Annotated in this window: 16 protein-coding genes; 9 read left to right on the top strand and 7 right to left on the bottom strand. The window is 37.5% G+C overall.

Annotated elements, in window-relative coordinates; genetic code table 11:
- Window positions 1–94: 94 nt before the first annotated feature.
- Entirely contained in the window at window positions 95–400 is a 306-nt protein-coding gene (locus H5160_RS12290; RefSeq protein ID WP_253947683.1) for a carbohydrate binding domain-containing protein, read from the bottom strand.
- A 216-nt stretch (window positions 401–616) separates the two neighbouring features.
- On the opposite strand from H5160_RS12290, the gene H5160_RS20455 reads away from it, so the two are divergent.
- From H5160_RS20455 to H5160_RS12275, 3 genes are all read left to right on the top strand, one after another.
- Window positions 617–985, top strand: coding sequence for an NrtR DNA-binding winged helix domain-containing protein (locus H5160_RS20455; RefSeq protein ID WP_310736672.1), 369 nt, complete (start codon window positions 617–619; stop codon window positions 983–985).
- A 271-nt stretch (window positions 986–1,256) separates the two neighbouring features.
- Window positions 1,257–2,747, top strand: coding sequence for a SulP family inorganic anion transporter (locus H5160_RS12280; RefSeq protein ID WP_182737633.1), 1,491 nt, complete (start codon window positions 1,257–1,259; stop codon window positions 2,745–2,747).
- Between the two features lie 10 nt (window positions 2,748–2,757).
- A complete protein-coding gene (locus H5160_RS12275; RefSeq protein ID WP_024596346.1) occupies window positions 2,758–3,609 on the top strand; it encodes a universal stress protein in 852 nt (283 codons plus the stop codon).
- A gap of 34 nt (window positions 3,610–3,643) precedes the next feature.
- Here the strand turns inward: H5160_RS12275 and H5160_RS20450 are convergent, their stop codons facing one another.
- The gene (locus H5160_RS20450) at window positions 3,644–3,874 is read right to left on the bottom strand and encodes a hypothetical protein (protein WP_024596345.1); all 231 of its coding nucleotides are present in this window, start codon (window positions 3,872–3,874) and stop codon (window positions 3,644–3,646) included.
- A gap of 394 nt (window positions 3,875–4,268) precedes the next feature.
- Between H5160_RS20450 and nirB the strand changes: the two genes are divergently transcribed.
- From nirB to H5160_RS12240, 6 genes are all read left to right on the top strand, one after another.
- Window positions 4,269–6,842: a nitrite reductase large subunit NirB gene (gene nirB / locus H5160_RS12265; RefSeq protein ID WP_182737632.1), complete on the top strand. Its 2,574-nt coding sequence runs from the start codon at window positions 4,269–4,271 to the stop codon at window positions 6,840–6,842.
- On the top strand, window positions 6,829–7,182 hold the full coding sequence (gene nirD, locus H5160_RS12260) for a nitrite reductase small subunit NirD (RefSeq protein WP_182693842.1): 354 nt from the start codon (window positions 6,829–6,831) through the stop codon (window positions 7,180–7,182). The genes nirB and nirD overlap by 14 nt, the downstream gene beginning before the upstream one ends.
- 9 nt (window positions 7,183–7,191) lie before the next feature.
- Window positions 7,192–8,055, top strand: coding sequence for a uroporphyrinogen-III C-methyltransferase (gene cobA / locus H5160_RS12255; protein WP_182737630.1), 864 nt, complete (start codon window positions 7,192–7,194; stop codon window positions 8,053–8,055).
- A 275-nt stretch (window positions 8,056–8,330) separates the two neighbouring features.
- Window positions 8,331–9,593, top strand: a complete 1,263-nt coding sequence (locus H5160_RS12250) for a nitrate- and nitrite sensing domain-containing protein (RefSeq protein ID WP_182737628.1) — start codon at window positions 8,331–8,333, stop codon at window positions 9,591–9,593.
- Window positions 9,594–9,872: 279 nt separating this feature from the next.
- Complete coding sequence (locus H5160_RS12245; RefSeq protein WP_182737626.1) at window positions 9,873–11,066, top strand: ATP-binding protein; 1,194 nt, start codon at window positions 9,873–9,875, stop codon at window positions 11,064–11,066.
- 58 nt (window positions 11,067–11,124) lie between these two features.
- Window positions 11,125–12,849 carry a GGDEF domain-containing response regulator gene (locus tag H5160_RS12240; RefSeq protein ID WP_182737624.1) on the top strand — a complete coding sequence of 575 codons (1,725 nt, stop codon included), beginning with the start codon at window positions 11,125–11,127 and terminating at the stop codon, window positions 12,847–12,849.
- A gap of 146 nt (window positions 12,850–12,995) precedes the next feature.
- Here H5160_RS12240 and H5160_RS12235 read toward each other — a convergent pair whose 3' ends face one another.
- The 5 genes from H5160_RS12235 to H5160_RS12215 all read right to left on the bottom strand — a co-directional run bounded on the left by H5160_RS12235 (window position 12,996) and on the right by H5160_RS12215 (window position 18,197).
- Complete coding sequence (locus H5160_RS12235) at window positions 12,996–13,445, bottom strand: response regulator (protein WP_182737622.1); 450 nt, start codon at window positions 13,443–13,445, stop codon at window positions 12,996–12,998.
- The gene (locus H5160_RS12230) at window positions 13,442–14,896 is read right to left on the bottom strand and encodes an ATP-binding protein (protein ID WP_182737620.1); all 1,455 of its coding nucleotides are present in this window, start codon (window positions 14,894–14,896) and stop codon (window positions 13,442–13,444) included. Before H5160_RS12230 ends, H5160_RS12235 begins: the two co-directional genes overlap by 4 nt.
- Before the next feature lie 129 nt (window positions 14,897–15,025).
- Entirely contained in the window at window positions 15,026–15,685 is a 660-nt protein-coding gene (locus tag H5160_RS12225) for an MOSC domain-containing protein (RefSeq protein ID WP_024604871.1), read from the bottom strand.
- Between the two features lie 123 nt (window positions 15,686–15,808).
- On the bottom strand, window positions 15,809–16,741 hold the full coding sequence (locus H5160_RS12220) for an alpha-E domain-containing protein (protein ID WP_101216455.1): 933 nt from the start codon (window positions 16,739–16,741) through the stop codon (window positions 15,809–15,811).
- A gap of 1 nt (window position 16,742) precedes the next feature.
- Window positions 16,743–18,197, bottom strand: coding sequence for a circularly permuted type 2 ATP-grasp protein (locus tag H5160_RS12215; RefSeq protein WP_024604870.1), 1,455 nt, complete (start codon window positions 18,195–18,197; stop codon window positions 16,743–16,745).
- Between the last annotated feature and the right edge of the window lie 29 nt (window positions 18,198–18,226).

Below are 18,226 nucleotides of genomic sequence, written 5' to 3'. Positions count from 1 at the left end.
AGCATAGTGCACTTCTTTTTATGAAACCCCACATTTGATAGTCTGTATAAAAATACAGACTATCAAATGTGGGGTTAATTACTTTTAGTTTGGTTTATTGTTCTACCAAAATGACCGATACGTCGTCTGCATGAAAATCAGCAGTCAGTTCGTTTGACTCCACATAAAGTAAAGCCGCACTTTCCTCGGTTGTTATTGAATGGGTATAAGTGCCCGAAAGCTTTACCCAATCGCCTGCAACTACGTTTGTAACAGTGGTTAGCTCGAGGTATTCAGTGCTCGCATGCTCAATTTGCAGTGTAAGTTTAATTCCTGGCGATACCGCTGTGTTATCGTCAGATAACTTAACCCACGCAGATACATTATAGGTTTTGCCCGCTGTGAGCTTGGGTTGTTTCAAGTGAAATAGTAGCACTGCCTCGTGATTGCCATGAATCAAGACCGGCTTCAAAGTCACCATTAGTTAGCAGCTCTGCGTGTTGTTAAAAGTACGACCGGTGTTGAAAACCTTTATTTAGATCAGTTAGGTGCGTTTGGTAACGTTGACCGCTACCCTGCTAGACGTATTATAACCATTGTTTACTATTCGCTCGTACGCTTTGAAGAAACCAATCTTGTGAGCGGCGACAATGCTTTAGAATGTGAATGGTTTGATGTAAATAACGTTCTCCCTTTAATGTTTGACCACGCCGACATTTTAAAAAGTGGCTTAGATTACTTACGCTATAAAGTAAGGCACGAGCCGATTGGTTTTAGCCTGCTCCCTGAAAAGTTTACCTTGCTTGAGCTACAAGGAATTTACGAGTCGATTTTAAATAAATCACTCAATAAGCCTAACTTTAGACGTAAGTTCCAAAAAATGAACTTACTAATAAACTGCAAAGAAAAACAAACCAACGTAGCTCACCGAGCTGCTACTTTGTACCGTTTTGATATAAACGTATACGAAAAACTAAGAGAGTTTGGTTTTACATTTGAGTTTTAAATAAGCAAATGCATAATTAAATTAATGTTTGGTCTTTAAGGCCAAATAACATATTGCTAATATATATGTGATGTTTATAATTCGTCCGCATTATTAATATAAACTAATCAAAAGGAGCTTTTTTCTTGAAACTTACGCCGCCCTAGGCAACCACTCCCCTTTTTCATCAGCACGTTACGTGCAACCTTAATCGCCGCCTGCGCGAGAATCACTGTTATTTAAATAAAATACTCCCCTATACTTTGGGAAACTAACTAATTAGGTTTATTACATGTTTGATCACGTAAAAAGAGATTGGCTCTCTAATGTTCGTGGCGATGTGCTTGCTGGTATTGTTGTGGCGCTTGCCCTAATACCTGAAGCGATTGCCTTTTCTATTATTGCCGGTGTTGATCCAAAAGTAGGTTTATACGCCTCATTTTGTATTGCGGTTATTATTGCCTTTGTAGGCGGACGTCCTGGCATGATATCGGCGGCTACCGGTGCAATGGCACTGTTAATGGTAACGCTGGTTAAAGACCATGGTTTGGAATACTTACTGGTTGCTACCTTACTCACTGGTGTACTACAAATATTTGCAGGCTTTTTAAAGCTCGGTGAATTAATGCGCTTTGTATCGCGCTCTGTTGTAACAGGGTTTGTAAATGCGCTGGCGATTTTAATATTTATGGCGCAGTTACCTGAGCTGACTAATGTTACTTGGCATGTTTATGCGATGACCGCAGCGGGCTTAGGTATTATTTACTTATTTCCGTATATTCCAACTATTGGCAAAATACTTCCCTCTCCTTTAGTGTGTATTGTTGTTATTACACTGGTTTCAATATTTTTGGGTCTTGATATAAGAACCGTTGGCGACATGGGCGAACTACCAGACACTCTACCTATATTCTTATGGCCCGATGTCCCCCTAACACTCGAAACACTGCAAATTGTTTTACCGTATTCAATTGGTCTTGCTGTTGTGGGCTTACTTGAGTCAATGATGACCGCCACTATTGTTGATGACTTAACTGATACAACGAGCGATCGTAATAAAGAATGTAAGGGCCAAGGTATTGCTAATATTGGCGCAGGCTTATTTGGTGGTATGGCGGGTTGCGCTATGATTGGGCAATCAATTATTAATGTTAAATCGGGTGGTCGCGGCAGGCTTTCTACCTTTATTGCAGGCTCATTTTTAATCATCATGGTGGTGTTTTTAGATGAGTGGCTGCGTTTAATTCCTATGGCAGCCTTAGTTGCGGTAATGATTATGGTATCGATTGGTACGTTTTCGTGGACATCTGTTAAGGATTTAAAAAAGAACCCGCTTTCATCAAATGTAGTGATGATTTCCACCGTTATTGTGGTTGTTGCCACGCATAACCTAGCCATTGGCGTTTTAGTTGGTGTGTTGTTAGCTACGTTGTTTTTTGCCAATAAAATTGGTCGCTTTATGGTGGTTAAAACCAAGCATGATGAAAGCAACGATAAAATAACCTATGAAGTCGTTGGCCAAGTATTTTTTGCCTCAGCTGAGCAATTTATTGCATCGTTCGATTTTAAAAATGCGGTTTCTAACGTGGTAATTGATTTAACCCATGCACATTTTTGGGATATAACTGGTGTATCGTCACTCGACAAGGTGGTTATTAAATTTAGGCGTGAAGGCGCAACGGTTAGTATTATTGGTATGAATAGCGCAACCGAAACTGTAATTGATAAATTTGGTGTGCATAACAACCCTGAAGAAGTCGAAAAACTACTTGGCGGACATTAAGGAGAATGCAATGACTAAAATAATTACCTATGTAGATGGCTCAGCCATTACTAAAAATGTAACCGATGCTGCTATTTGGGCTTCAAAAAAGCTAAATAAACCAATTAGCTTTGTGCATACAATTGAAAAAACGCAGCAAACTAATATCGGCGACTACTCTGGTAGTATTGGGCTTGGTGCACAGTCAACACTTCTTGATGAAATGACTAAGCTTGACGAACAACGCTGCAAAGTAAGTTTAAAAATGGCTGACGAATTATTAAATTCAGTAAGTGAGCATGCTAAATCGGCAGGTGTTACTAATTTTGAACTAATTAAGCGCCACGGTGATTTGCTCGATACCGTTATAGACTTAAAAGACGATACACGCCTTATTGTTATTGGCCAAAATGGTGCTGGACATAGTAATAGCTTCGCGGTGCTGGGCTCACATATAGAAACCTTAGTGCGCAATGCAACACAACCTATTTTGCTTATTCCTGAAACATTTAAACAGCCTAAATCATTTATGATTGCGTACGACGGCCGCGAAACAGCCGACAAAGCGCTACAACAAGTGATTGATGGCGGCTTGTTACATGGTTTGCATTGTCATTTAGTGAGTATTAAAAATAACGAAAAAGACCTTGAAGAAAAATTTGTTAACGCACAGCACAAGCTTATCAGTATGGACTTTGAAGTGTCGGCAAGCTTTTTAGAGGGCAATATTTTTGACTCGTTAATGCAATATAAAGAACAAAATAATGTAGAACTAATTGTAATGGGTGCATTTGGGCACTCTAAACTAAGGCAGTTTTTTGTGGGCAGTAACACCATTAAAATGCTCGAGAACAGCGATGTGCCTGTGGTTATTTTAAAATAAATTTAATAACCTGCACCAAAAAGCCTAAAATCACTTAACTGATTTTAGGCTTTTTTGTTTTTGGCTTAGCTTCAAACTTTTCAAATAAAAACTGAATAAACGACGTAACCTTTTGAGCCACAAACTTTCTATGCTGCTCTGGCATAAATGAGCGCACGCCACGTTTGCTAAATGTTGCCATTATTTTTCGTTTACCGAGTTTGTCTTGTATTGCCAACTCGCCTTCGTGAAAAGGGGAATCATCTATTGAATTTGTGTTTATCATTTTGCTTGTAATTCGTGTGCGTATTTTATGGGCTAAATTTAACTCAATACACAATGAATGATAATGGGTGTTTTATTGACTGATAATGCACAATACAATGACAATACTTGCACCCTCTTAGTGCCAGGCGCGCACCAACATATGTCAAAACGGGTTTTTCATTCACTCTAAAAAAGCATTAAATACTATTTAAACAACAACTTAAAAAACTGGCTATGTTTTTGCAAACACTCTATTAACAAGCCAGTTTTATTTACGGCAAAAATTTAGGTTGTTGGCACTATAGCTATTAGCAACCATCGGCAAAGAAGCCCGCACACAATTATGCTTAATGCGTATTTGTGGCGGGCTTTTTTGTTATTTGTATTTAAACCGTCACTTTAAGGAATGCCATATGCAAACCTCCCAAAAAATACTCATTATTGGTAATGGTATGGTCGGACACCACTTTGTTGAGCAAATGCGCCAAAGCGATGCCAACGCAGACATTACCGTACTTTGCGGAGAAGCAAATCTTGCATACGATCGCGTGTATTTATCAAGTGTATTTGATGGCAAAACAGCCGCCGATTTAGCACTTACCACTCACGACAACTATAAACAACTAAATATTAATGTGCATACCAGCCAGTGGGTTGAAGGCATTGATAGAACAGCAAAAATAGTAACCACGCTAACTGGTGAGCAATACCCGTACGATAAGCTTATATTGGCAACAGGTTCATTTCCATTTGTGCCGCCTATAAAAGGTAACGACCAACCTCATTGTTTGGTGTATCGTACATTAGAAGATTTAGAACAAATAAAAGCCAGTGCCGCTGTAAGTAAAAGCGGTGTTGTTATTGGCGGTGGTTTATTGGGGCTTGAAGCCGCAAATGCGATTAAGCAACTAGGACTTGATACCCACGTAGTTGAATTTGCACCGCAGCTTATGGCTGTTCAGCTTGATGGACAAGGCGGTACGCTTCTAAAAAATAAAATAGAAGAACTTGGCGTAACGGTACACACATCAAAGGCAACCAGTGAAATAGTAAAAGGCGAAACCAGTCGCTTTAGATTAAATTTTTCGGATGAGTCATTTTTAGAAACAGACCTAATTTTGTTTTCTGCTGGTATTCGCCCGTATGACCAACTCGGCAAAATTGCTGATTTAGAACTCGGTGAGCGCGGCGGTATTATTATTAATAACCAATGCCAAACATCTGATCCTGATATTTTAGCCATTGGGGAATGCGCCCTGTGGGACAAAAAACTATTTGGCTTAGTTGCACCGGGTTACAACATGGCGCGCGTTGCAGCGAGCCAATTAAGTGGTGGCGAGCTTGAGTTTTTAGGTGCCGACATGAGCACTAAACTTAAGTTGTTAGGCGTAGAAGTAGGCTCAATTGGCGACGCTCATGCAAAAACGCCTGACTGTAAAGAGCTTATATACCAAGACGCTATTCGCGGCTGTTATAAAAAAATCATACTAAGTGAAAAAGGCGATAAATTACTGGGCGCTGTACTAGTTGGCGATACCAGCGACTACGATACTTTATTGCAGTACATGCTTAACGACATGGACTTACCAGAAAACCCTGAGTGTTTAATTTTACCAGATAGCGGCGGCGCGCCGTCGTTATCTGGCAGTGCCCTACCCGACACCGCCACTATTTGTTCGTGTCACAATGTGAGTAAAGGCGACATCGTGGGTGCAATCGATTGCGGCTCATGCGATTTAGCCTCGGTAAAATCATGCACTAAAGCAGCAAGCGGCTGTGGCGGTTGTGCTGCGTTACTAAAATCAGTTGTTGATAACGAATTAGCAAGTCGTGGTGTTGAAGTTAACAACCATGTATGTGAGCACTTTGCGTATTCACGCCAAGAACTATTGCACATGGTAAAAGTAGAAAGCATTAAAACGTTTGATGACTTACTAACTAAACACGGCAGCGGTCATGGCTGTGAAATATGTAAACCTGCCATTGGCTCTATTTTAGCCTCAACATGGAACGACTTTATTTTAGAGCCCGCTCATGTTGGTTTGCAAGACACTAACGATACGTACCTAGCAAATATGCAAAAAGATGGTTCGTACTCTGTGGTACCGCGTATTGCTGGCGGCGAAATAACACCCGACAAACTCATTGTAATTGGACAAGTAGCCAAAGACTTTAACCTGTACTGCAAAGTCACTGGTGGTCAGCGTATCGATTTATTTGGTGCGCGCTTAGAAGAGCTTCCTGTTATTTGGGAGCGACTTATAGAAGCCGGATTTGAGACCGGTCATGCCTATGGTAAGTCTCTTAGAACTGTTAAATCGTGTGTGGGTAGTACGTGGTGTCGTTATGGTGTGCAAGATAGCGTTGGACACGCAATAGAAATTGAAAACCGCTACAAAGGGTTACGCGCACCGCATAAATTTAAAATGGCGGTATCGGGTTGTACCCGCGAATGCGCCGAAGCACAAAGTAAAGATATTGGCATTATAGCCACCGAAAATGGCTGGAACTTATACGTGTGTGGTAATGGCGGTATGCGCCCTCGCCATGCTGATTTATTTGCGACCGATTTAGACACGCCAACACTAATTAAATACATTGACCGCGTAATTATGTTTTACATTAAAACGGCTGACAAATTGCAGCGTACGTCGGTATGGATGGAAAACCTTGAAGGCGGTTTAGACTACCTTAAAAGCGTAGTAATTGACGACAGCTTAGGCATTTGCGACGAGCTAGAAGCGCAAATGGAATTAATTACACAAACCTATGCGTGTGAATGGAAAAAAGCGATTGAAAGCCCAGATGCTGCCAAACGATTCCGCCAGTTTGTTAATAGCCCCGAAACCGACGACAACATTTTGTTTGTGCAAGAGCGTAACCAAATTCGCCCTGCTACAGAAGCCGAAAAACGTGAGCAACGTAATACACAAAACCGTATTCCAGTAATGGAAGTTGAACAGGAGCAAGCTGATGTCTTGGCATAATATTGGAACAATCGACAACCTAGTGGCTAATAGCGGCGTATGCGCATTAGTTAATAATCAGCAAGTGGCTATTTTTTACATTCCACAAAATCCAACGGCTGTGTTTGCCATTAGCAACTACGACCCGATTGGCAAAGCCAATGTATTGTCGCGTGGCATTATTGGCTCAGTCGACAATAAATTAGTTGTCGCATCGCCTTTATATAAGCAACACTTTTGCCTAGAAACAGGCGAATGTTTAGAAGCAGAAGCAATACACCTACCGGTTTTTAATGCAAAAATTGAAGACGGCAGTGTATTTATAAGCGCTGAACCAAAAGTTACAACAGCAGTGGCTTAAGGGAATAGTATGAGTGTACTGTCTTATTTTTCGGGTATTGAAAACGTGTGGCTAAATAAGCTTGTTACTAAGCTAACAAGCTCAAATAGTCGCAGCGTCAAAAGCGGCAACGTTTATATAATTGGTGCGGGCCCAGGAGACGCAGAGCTAATTACAGTAAAAGCGCAGCGTTTAATTAATACCGCCGATGTTGTTTTATACGATTGGTTAGTAAGCGATGATTTATTAAAAACGCTTCCTAAAAAAGCACAGCGAGTATTTGTAGGTAAACGTGCGGGTAAACATTCGATGACCCAAGCTAACATTTGCGAACTACTGGTTAAATACGCACAACAAGGCTTAAACGTAGTGCGTTTAAAAGGCGGCGATCCGAGTATATTTGCACGTATTAACGAAGAAGCCGATGCGCTTAGTGAGCATAATATTAATTTTGCTATTGTTCCGGGTGTGACAACGGCTTGTGCTACGTCCGCTTATACGGGTATTCCGCTCACTGCACGCGATGTAGCGCGTAGTGTTACATTTTTAACAGCGCAGTTTGCCGATCCTAACAAGCAACCTCATTGGCAAAATTACGCGTTTATGCCTGCAAACAACAACCCCACTTTAGTGGTTTATATGGGGCTTTCGCGCTTACAAACGCTAAGCTGCGGTTTGCAATCAGTGGGCTGGCCAAGTAATACACCCATCGCACTAATAGAGAATGCCACTACTACTAAGCAAAAAGTAATTACCAGTACGCTTGAGCATGTTGTAAATGAGCATGCTAAACACAACCTTCAAGGCCCTACCCTAATTATGATTGGCGAAGTAATAAATTATAAAATGGCTATTAGTCCTGAGTTACTAAACAGTATAAATGTTAACGCATGACGTAAAATGAATAATGCACTTTTCGCGCTTACTACCTCCCCAGGAGTAGGCGCTTTTTTTTGTTTTTAATTTGGGTTCAAGTTGTGTGCAATAACATACTTAAATGCACCAAATAAGTTAAAAGTAATGGTAAGTTAAATTATAGAAACACAGTGACAAATAAAAATAACACTTTAAGCAATTGTATTAGCTTGATTTTAAATTCAATGATGAAATTTATTAATGATTGGAACAGTGGTTGCACTTTAAAAACAAAAAAGTGTGGAATAATACCAATGGCGACAAGCAATCCTCTCACAAAACAGTTTTTATTAGCGGCTAAGTATCAAGAAATACACGCGCTAAAGCAATTACAAAACAGTTGTGCCTCGCTTACTAAATTAGGCGATTTTGTACATCAGTTACAAAAAGAACGTGCAATGAGTAATATATTTTTGGCCTCAAATCGCGAGCGATTTAAAACCCAATTACAAGAACAAATCCCTTTAAGCAGCAGCGCACAAACTGCATTTTATGATTCTCTTAAACAAACATTTATAAACGACAACGCCGATACTGGTCATACTCGGTTATTTAATTTAATTACCTATAGCCTGCAAACACTTGACGCATTGCCCGAACTACGCAATCAAATAGCACAACAAAACATTAGTGCAGTGCATGCTACGCAGTCGTTCACTCAGTTAATTGCTAGTTTACTCAATATTATTTTAGAGGCAGCAGATGGCGCAAGCGATCCTAAAATAACGCGTTTATTAGTTGCATTTTTTAACTTTATGCAAGGTAAAGAGTATGCAGGACAAGAACGTGCCTGCGGTGCACAAGCATTTGCCGCGAGTAAATTTACCACTGAGCAAAAACAACAACTCGCGCATTTTGTACAAGAGCAAAACCACAGTTTTGACTTTTTTAATGAGTACGCCGATGCGCACCTTTTAAAATGCTTCGCCTCGTTAACAACACATCAGGTTAATAATCAGGTAGAGCAACTTAGAAGTTTGCTGCAAAAACTCGATGACGAGAATGCTCAACCGCTCTCGCAACTAAGCGAAGTATGGTATGAAGTAACCACTACGCGCATAGATATAATGCACAAAATTGAACAAAACATAGCAGATCAATTAATTGATACCGCAGCAATGCAAATAGCCTGTGCTCAACGTAGTTTAAATACAAATAAGCAAGTACTTAACAATATGGCAGAGCAGCACATAGCCCCGACTTTTGGGCAATTAGCCATTAAGCAACCAGAGCCAGAAGTAAGCCAAAATATAGCGGCCGATAAGCTCAATAGTAATAAAAGTATGTACGATTTAATTATCGAGCAAAGCCAGCATATTAAACAAATAAACCAAGCGTTACTTGACGCTAAAAAAGTTATTAGTGAGCAAAAGGTTATTCACCAAGCCAAGTACATACTTATTGAACAATTAAAACTCACCGAAGAGCAAGCCCATAAACAGCTACAAAAACAAGCAATGGATACGCATAAAACCTTATTTAGCGTAGCGCAAAAAATTGTACAACTGAGCGATTAAATATGCTGTTTTTACTTGGGCATGTTGCTCTTTAGTAAGAACACTACCCTACATAATAGTTATTTATTAAGTTATAAATTTCACGATCAGACTTAGTTTTACCTTATTAGAAAATAGATTCATAAGCTACTGACTATAATAAGGTAAGGCTTTAATTTGGCGTTAATTTATAAAGTGAATAATTCAACACATTCAAAATAATCAACTACAATAAGTTAATCATTTGTTGCATCTCATTTTAATGAGGCATATTTATTTAATACTGTTGTAGGAGTTTGAATGCCCAATGTAGAGAGTTATTTAGAAGGTGTATCATTAATAGATGAGCAGCAATTAACTACCTCTCTTGATAATGACATTCAAACAAGCTTAAAAAGCTTTGCTGAGCTAATTTTAAACATTTTTGATGCAAGCTCATTCTCTATTGTTGCTAACCTGCCTCAACGTGCTGTCGAGCTATATAAATCAGGTTCAAAAATAACAGTAGCTAAAGAGCAACTATCTGATGACGTTTTTAATGAATCGATTATTGAGCATGACCTTAAAATATTTAGAGTTATATCGTCTATTATTTTGCCCTCAGGTCTTAAGTTTGGATGGTTGATATTCGAGCGAGCAAGTGATTCACTACTTACCGAAAAAGAAAAATCAATTTTAAATAGTTTACAAAAAAACTTTGTAAATCAGTTAGTCCAACGTAAAAAATTATTAGATAAAATAAACAGTGCTAAGTTTAACTCAACAATTTGCGAGCAAAACAAGGAAGACGAAACTGAAAAAGATCGCTTAATTAAAAAATTACAAAAAATGAGCGATGAACTTGATGAATTTACCAGTATTGCTTCACACGATCTCAAGTCACCATTAAATGCTATAAAACGTTTATTAGAATGGGTTTATGATGATTGCAAAGATTTACTCCCTCAGGAGCACCTAGAAAATTTTCAGCTTGTGCTCAGCCGAGCTAATAGAATGCAAGTACTGCTAGAAGATTTACTAAGCTACTCGAGAATAAATAGCTGTGATTCAACTCGTGCAAACATATCTTTAGAAAGTCTTTACCAAGATATAGAACAAATTTTAGAAGTTCCACAAGCTGTCACTGTTGATATACACGCCAATAACGAAGTACTCGATATACCACTGATCCCTTTTAAAACTGTTTTTCAAAATCTTATTAGTAATGCAATAAAACATAACAATAAAGAGCACTCGGTTATCGACATTTCACTTATCCCCTCTAATCAATATTACATTATTGAAATAAAAGATAATGGTCCAGGAATTAACCCTAAATATTTTTCAATCATATTTAAGTTATTTCAAACATTACAATCTCGAGATGACGTTGAAGGTAGCGGCATTGGACTCTGCATTGCCAATAAGCTCATTATTAATTACAGGGGAAAAATTGAAGTAGCCTCCGATGGAAAGCTTGGCAGTACATTCACTATTTATTGGCCAAAATTTTAACTATGAAATTATCAATTATAAACGAGCATCATGTAGATGCTGCTCTTAGAAGGAACTTATGAATATTTTAATTGTTGATGATGACTTAGTTGATCGCAAATTAATTAAAAAAATGCTTATTTCTGATGGCTCTCATCATCATGACATTACCGAAGTAACGTGCGTACCCGAGGGCTTGAAAGCCATTGAAGACACGCACTTTGATATAATACTACTCGATTATAATATGCCCAAAGAAGACGGTATTGAAATGCTAATTGAAATGCGCAAAAAACCTAAACTCGGTAATACCGCAATTATCATGATCAGCTCTTCAGAAAATTCAACCTTGGCAATTGAGTGTATAGAAGCCGGTGCTCAAGATTTTTTACCTAAAGGAGATATAACAGGAAGCAGTTTAAATAAGGCTCTTATATATGCAAAAAAACGTTTTGAAGCAGAGCAACGTATGCATAACAGTTATCTTGCTGTTAAGCATATGGCTGAGAGGGATCAGCTTACTGGTTTGTCCAATCGATATCATTTTGAAGAAATACTAAAAGTAATGATAGCCAATAATAAACGTGCTAAAAACTGCGTGGCGTTACTTGCTTTAGATTTAGATAACTTCAAAAATATTAATGATACGCTTGGGCATAGTGTCGGCGACGAAATTTTAATACAAACCGTGCACAGAATTAATAGTTGCCTAAGACAAAACGAAGGATTTGCTCGATTAGGTGGTGATGAATTTGCAGTTATAATAGGTGGGATTTGCAATATTAATCAAATAGGTATGATAGCAAATAGAATTTTAGCTGAAGTGTCAAAACCCTTTTTACATGAAGGTAGAACTTTAAATTGCAGTGTTAGTATAGGAAGTGCCATATACCCAAATGATGCTACTGAATCTCATGAACTGCTAAAATGTGCTGACATTGCAATGTATCGCTCAAAGCAAAGTGGTAAAAGTAGAATTAGCTTTTACAAAGAGCAATATCAGTACGAATTTAGTCGCCGAGTAGATATTCAAAATAGTATAAAAGAGCATATAGAGGAAAAAAACTTTAGGCTATTTTATCAACCTGTTTATTGTTCAAAAACACAAATAATGACAGGTGTCGAAGCCCTTATCCGTTGGCCAGGTACAACCATTCATTATACTCCTGATGAATTTATTCCTATTGCTGAAGAGTGCCGATTAATAGCCCCTCTTGGAAAATGGATAATTGCGAGCGCTTTAGAGCAGTTATCTTTATGGCAGCAAAGCTATGAAACTCCCTTAACACTATCTATCAATATTTCACCTATTCAGCTACAAAAAGAGATTTTAGAGAGCTATTTATTAGAGACAGTCAAAACATACAACTTAAAAACCAACAGTATTATTCTTGAAATAACAGAAACAGCTTTTATGGAAAATAGTAAAGAAGTGATTGAGATATTAACTTCTTTGTCTAACAAGGGATTTAGGATTGCTTTGGACGATTTTGGTATGGGGTACTCATCCATATCTCATCTAATATCTTACCCTATTGATATAGTAAAATTAGACAAAAGCATGCAGTCGTTGGATGGAGAAAATAATAAGCGATTAAAAATAATCGAGAGTTTATCTTTAATGCTAAAAAAATTAGATTTTTTTGTGGTAGCTGAAGGAATCGAAACGAAAGCCCAACATCAGCTATGTAAAAAACTAAACATAGACTACTTGCAAGGTTTTCTATTTTCAAAACCTATGCTTGCAAACGAGATTAACTTGATACTCGATGACTATTGTAAAAAATCATCCTTAAATAAATAGGTTATTTTGAGCCTCTGTAAAATTGAAGCTTAAATCAGACACCTATATAACTTTAAGCTAAAAACCTTTGGTTTGAGCCACATACTCAAACTAAAGGCTCTTCAATTGGCACAGCCTAATAGGTTAAAACTTAAAATACATGCACATCAGCTGTATTTATCTAAATGCTGACCTATGACAGCCAAGACTTTTTCTTTTAATTCTGCTGCCTGAAAGCTTCCTTTTACAAGGTAACCTTTTACAAAATCGTGTGACATTATAATCTTTTTTTCTTCTTCTCTTTCAGATGAGCTAAACATCATAACAACACACGAGCTTATCTCTATCATCTTTCTGAGTTTAGAGAACTTCTCTAAAAATTGAATACCATTAACTTTTGGCATATTAATGTCCAAAAATATAAGTATTGGAGGAAATCCATCCGGATACTTTATTCTATTAGATTCATAATTTTCGAGAAATTCTAACGCTTCTTGACCATCTTTCTTTTCAAAAATCGTCAGCTCTAATTTAGCTTCTTTAATTAGTCTTTTAAGAATATATCGGTCAACTTCATTGTCATCGACAATTAATATAGGAGGTTTAATTTTTGTCATGTTAGCTTATCCATTGGTATTATTATTTTAAACGTTGTGCCTTTATCAGAGCTTTGCAGTGATACTTCACCATTTAAATACTCAATATGTTTTTTAACCAGCGCCATCCCTAAACCAGAGCCCGTACTCGTCTGTGCATGAAATCGCTTAAACATATCAAACACTTCACTTTGATGCTTTTGTGGTATTCCCAATCCGTTATCTGTAACAGTAATAAAAAACGTCTCTTGTTCATTAAAAATATCACAGCGAACATAAGGTGAGTCTTTGTTTCTATCGTAATACTTCAACCCGTTTGAAATTAAGTTTTCAATAATTTGGGCAAAACGCGCTTTTTCTGATTTTATAGGTACTGATAAGTTAATTGTTGTTTCGAGCGTACAAGGATTATCTTTCATGAGCCAAGACAGTCGTTCTTTCATATCAATAATTAACTGATTAAAGTCAATTACATCTCTATCTTCACTACCAATTTCAGCTTTCGCTAACAATAAAATATCAACGACAAGTGTTTCTAATTTTTCCATTTGCTGATAGATAACCAGTGCATTTCGACTTGCCTCTTCAGTGTCTCCCGCTTTTATATCTTCAATAACAAAATGCGCTAGGGATTTAGCCCCTGACAGCGGTGATTTCAGGTCATGGGAAGCTCGATAAGCAAACTGTGCAAGTTCGTCATTTGCTTGCTGCAGGGAGGCTGTTTGGCTATTTATAATCTCTTTGAGTTCAATACTGTTTTCAATATTTAAAAGATCATTTTTAATCCGCTGCCTGGCCGCGATAACGAGTGCTTTTAATTCACCCGACGTTTTTATATCAAGCTCATCATCTAGGTTAATATTGCTTTCGGGTTTACTTGATAAGAGCAGGGTAAGATTTCGAATAGAGCTGGATATAGTACGAGAAAGGTAACTTATAAAAATAATATTAAAAAAAGATATGACGATAACAAGTGGAATTAACGTCATTAGTATAAACGATACTGTTTTTCTGATTGGTTCTTCAAACATCTCAGAATGTTTGTTAAAGCTGACAAGTGCAACATTAAGGTTTAGTAAAAAATCAGCTCTACTGAGCTCACCTTTTTCATACTGAGTAACTGACAGTAGTGTTTTATCCGCAATTTCTATATCTTTTTCACAAATTGTTAAAGTTTGCTCTGTGTTAATAAATTTCATAACAGCATAATTTAATGGATTTATTTCTTCAATACAGTCAATTGGTTGCTGCCTAATTAACAATATATCTGACTCAATGGTATTTATATCTATGGGGAGATCATTTTCTATTTTTTTAACTGACTTAGTAAGTTGATGAGTATATTTTAAGTGAAGAAAATTAAGTTGGTGAAACTTGGCCCCTTTAGCTATTTCAAAAGCTGAGTAAACAGTAATACTTACCTCTGCAGCTGTTAAAATCACAATAAGCATCAGTTTTCTGGAGATATTCATATACGACACCTATTTTAGCTACTAACCCAACAGTTTTTTAATAACACTATAATAATTATAGTATTTATCACATTAGGTATAGCAGGTTTTATCTTTTTTACTAGCTCCTCTATAAATAACAATTTACGCTTAACTTAGTTCATTTTTAATACAAAGCTTCTTTTTAATTTTAGTTTGCCACTCAAGAGCAAGCTCCGGCAATTCGAGTGCTGCTAATAATACACTTTCATAATCTGGATATTTTTTATCAAAAAAAGCCTGGAACAGTTTTTTTACTGATATGTCGTGCGAGGCTTTCTTCTCGATAACAACACTATCACCCGTTTTTGCAACGCCCTGCTCTAGTACCCTAAAATACACGCCAGTGCAGTAATGCTGCGTAAACAGTTTAAGGCTGTTTTTATTATTAAGGGCGATAGCTAATTTAAAACAAGGCACACGAGGCTGGCTTACTTCAAGTAATGCAGTACCAATTCGAATATGGTCACCTATGTGTATATTCGCTTCATCAAGGTCAGAAATCGTGAAGTTTTCGCCAAAGGCACCTACTGCCAAATCATCATTCTCGAGGGTTTGTTTCCAATAATCATAATGATTGTGCGAAAACGCGTAAACCGCTTTATCAACCCCGCCGTGATTAACTAAATCAGCTTGCTCATCCCCTATAATATTTAGCTTTTCAATAACAACAGGTTCGTTAGTTGGCGTTTTGAATATTCCCGTTTTCACCTCTTTACCATTATGAATAAGAGTTTTAATTTTAGAGATATTAGTCGAGATGATTTTCATTGCGATACCAACGGATGAGGAAGTAAAGATTAATTATGCAGGTTTTAAAATTATTATAAATAAATTTAAGCAAAAAAATGACCGCTTAAGACTAAGCAGTCATTTAACAATATACAGTTTTTATTATTCTGCTTGTTTTAAAAAATACGTTTCGGCCAGTCCGTTATGTATTCCAGCTAAGTCTATTTGTATTTCATCGATAAAGTCATGCAACAGACCATTTTTAAGTACTCGTACGTCTTTATTTTCTAACTCAACAATTGCATCATCAATTGATTTAATAATTTCTGTTGAGTTTGGCAAAGGTAAAACCAATGCTTTTAATTCATTCATACAAAATAAAATAGATCGTGGGAATACTTTGCTGTGCATCACAAATTCTATTACATCTGCACGCTGTACTCTAACGCCCATTTCTTGGCGATACATTTGATAAGCACTTAATGAGCGCAATAAACTGATCCACTGAATATTATCAAACGGCTTCACTTCTTCTTCATTAGTAATTAACGTAGCAGAGCGAATATCTAAAATTCGCGATGTCATGTCTGCGCGCTCTATAATCGAACCAAAACGGATAAAAACATAGCCCTGATCATGATTAATTGTGGCATCTAACGCCCCAAATATTTGATGGGCTGAATCTATAATCTTTTTTAAATACTCAAAACGCCCGCGCTTTGTTATCCCTTCTTTTTGATTGTCTTTTACATAATAATACAGAGAGTTTATTTCTTCCCATACGTCTCGCGGTATTACATCACGAATTGTACGCGCGCTTTCTCGTGCCGAAGTAATAGAGTTTAAAATTGACGAGCTATTATCACTACCAACAAGTAAATACCTTAATGCTTTTTGCTCAGAAAAATCAGTATGGTTTTCTGAATACGCTTTGCGTACACCAATAATATCAATTAATGGCTCCCAGCCGGTACATACGCCTTTGGGTAAGTCCATCATCAGTAAATTGTTAACGTTGATTAAACGAGCCACATTCTCCGCGCGCTCAATGTATCGAGATACCCAATATAAAGTTTCGCCTACTCTTGATAACATATTATTTAGCCTCTTCGTCAACAATCCAAGTATCTTTACTGCCACCACCTTGTGATGAATTAACCACCAAAGAGCCTTTAACCATAGCAACACGCGTTAATCCACCAGTGGTAACTTGCGTATCTTTACCTGATGATAAAATAAACGGTCTTAAATCGGTATGTCGACCATCTGGTTTATTACCATCAAATGTTGGTACTGTTGATAAATCTAATGTTGGTTGAGCTACCCAATTTCGTGGGTCCGCTTTAATTTGAGCAATACACGCTTCTTGTTCTTTTTTAGTCGATTTAGGACCAATTAATAATCCATATCCGCCAGATTCATTTGCAGGTTTAACAACAAGCTTATCGATATTTTTAATCACATGGTCGCATTCTTTCGGATCTAAACATTTGAACGTTGGGACATTAGCAAGTTTAGCTTCCTCGCCTAAGTAGTACTTAATCATCTCAGGTACATAGGCGTAAACTACTTTGTCATCAGCAACACCTGCGCCTGGTGCATTAACTAAAGCCACATTACCTTTAGACCAAGCACGCATTAATCCAGGAACGCCAAGTTGGGATTCTGGTAAAAAGGCTTCTGGGTCTAAAAATAAATCATCTATACGACGATAAATAACATCAACTCGTTGTAGCCCTGTGATTGTTCTCATGTATACACAGTCATCTTTTTCAACAACTAAATCGCGCCCTTCTACCAGTTCGCAACCCATTTCTTGGGCAAGGTAACAATGCTCAAAATAAGCGGAGTTAAATACCCCAGGAGTAAGTACCACAACTTCTGGTTTATCTTGTGGACGAGGCGACATTGCCGCTAGCATATCAAATAATTGTGAAGGGTAATCATCAACAGGTAAAATCGATACTTGCTCAAATAATTCAGGGAATACACGCTTCATTACAGAGCGATTTTCAAGCATATAAGATACACCAGAAGGAACACGCAGGTTATCCTCAAGCACATACATTGTACCGCTACCATCGCGTACTAAATCTGAGCCACAAATATGCGCCCATATCTTATTTGGCGGGTTTATTCCCACGCATTGCTCGCGAAAGTTAACTGATTTTTCTAGTAACCCTTTTGGAAAAACACCATCTTTTATTATTTTTTGGTCGTGGTATAAATCATCTATAAAAAGGTTAAGCGCTTCAACACGTTGCTTTAAACCAACCTCTACGCTTTGCCATTCTTTTTTACCAATAGTTCGAGGAATAATATCAAACGGCCAGGCTCTATCAATCATATTACCTTCGTTGTAAACCGTGAAAGTAATACCCATTTCTTTAATTGCTAAATCAGCAACCGCTCTGGCTTTTACTAATTCTTCTGCTGATAAATTAGCAAAAAATTGTGCTAATTGTGTTCCATGCGATCTAACGTTTCCTTGTGCATCAATTAATTCATCAAAGAAACCTTTTGTTTGGTACGCTTTCCAATCAATTTTCATACACTCTTTCACCTTATCCATCATCATAT

Origin of the sequence: Pseudoalteromonas sp. SG43-4, assembly GCF_014164325.1 — a bacterium.
Taxonomy (GTDB): Bacteria; Pseudomonadota; Gammaproteobacteria; order Enterobacterales; family Alteromonadaceae; genus Pseudoalteromonas; species Pseudoalteromonas distincta.
The sequence above is the reverse complement of the archived record's forward strand: the minus strand, read 5'-3'. Positions and strand labels throughout refer to the sequence as shown.

What these genes read in the sequence shown, in the direction of transcription:
- H5160_RS12240 (WP_182737624.1), top strand. Translation starts at nt 11,125, where the DNA reads ATGAATATTTTAATTGTTGATGATGACTTAGTTGATCGCAAATTAATT.
- H5160_RS12215 (WP_024604870.1), bottom strand. Translation starts at nt 18,197, where the DNA reads ATGAAAATTGATTGGAAAGCGTACCAAACAAAAGGTTTCTTTGATGAA.
- nirD (WP_182693842.1), top strand. Translation starts at nt 6,829, where the DNA reads ATGTCTTGGCATAATATTGGAACAATCGACAACCTAGTGGCTAATAGC.
- H5160_RS12245 (WP_182737626.1), top strand. Translation starts at nt 9,873, where the DNA reads ATGCCCAATGTAGAGAGTTATTTAGAAGGTGTATCATTAATAGATGAG.
- cobA (WP_182737630.1), top strand. Translation starts at nt 7,192, where the DNA reads ATGAGTGTACTGTCTTATTTTTCGGGTATTGAAAACGTGTGGCTAAAT.
- H5160_RS12275 (WP_024596346.1), top strand. Translation starts at nt 2,758, where the DNA reads ATGACTAAAATAATTACCTATGTAGATGGCTCAGCCATTACTAAAAAT.
- H5160_RS12220 (WP_101216455.1), bottom strand. Translation starts at nt 16,741, where the DNA reads ATGTTATCAAGAGTAGGCGAAACTTTATATTGGGTATCTCGATACATT.
- H5160_RS20450 (WP_024596345.1), bottom strand. Translation starts at nt 3,874, where the DNA reads ATGATAAACACAAATTCAATAGATGATTCCCCTTTTCACGAAGGCGAG.
- H5160_RS12250 (WP_182737628.1), top strand. Translation starts at nt 8,331, where the DNA reads ATGGCGACAAGCAATCCTCTCACAAAACAGTTTTTATTAGCGGCTAAG.
- H5160_RS12225 (WP_024604871.1), bottom strand. Translation starts at nt 15,685, where the DNA reads ATGAAAATCATCTCGACTAATATCTCTAAAATTAAAACTCTTATTCAT.
- nirB (WP_182737632.1), top strand. Translation starts at nt 4,269, where the DNA reads ATGCAAACCTCCCAAAAAATACTCATTATTGGTAATGGTATGGTCGGA.
- H5160_RS12280 (WP_182737633.1), top strand. Translation starts at nt 1,257, where the DNA reads ATGTTTGATCACGTAAAAAGAGATTGGCTCTCTAATGTTCGTGGCGAT.
- H5160_RS12235 (WP_182737622.1), bottom strand. Translation starts at nt 13,445, where the DNA reads ATGACAAAAATTAAACCTCCTATATTAATTGTCGATGACAATGAAGTT.
- H5160_RS12230 (WP_182737620.1), bottom strand. Translation starts at nt 14,896, where the DNA reads ATGAATATCTCCAGAAAACTGATGCTTATTGTGATTTTAACAGCTGCA.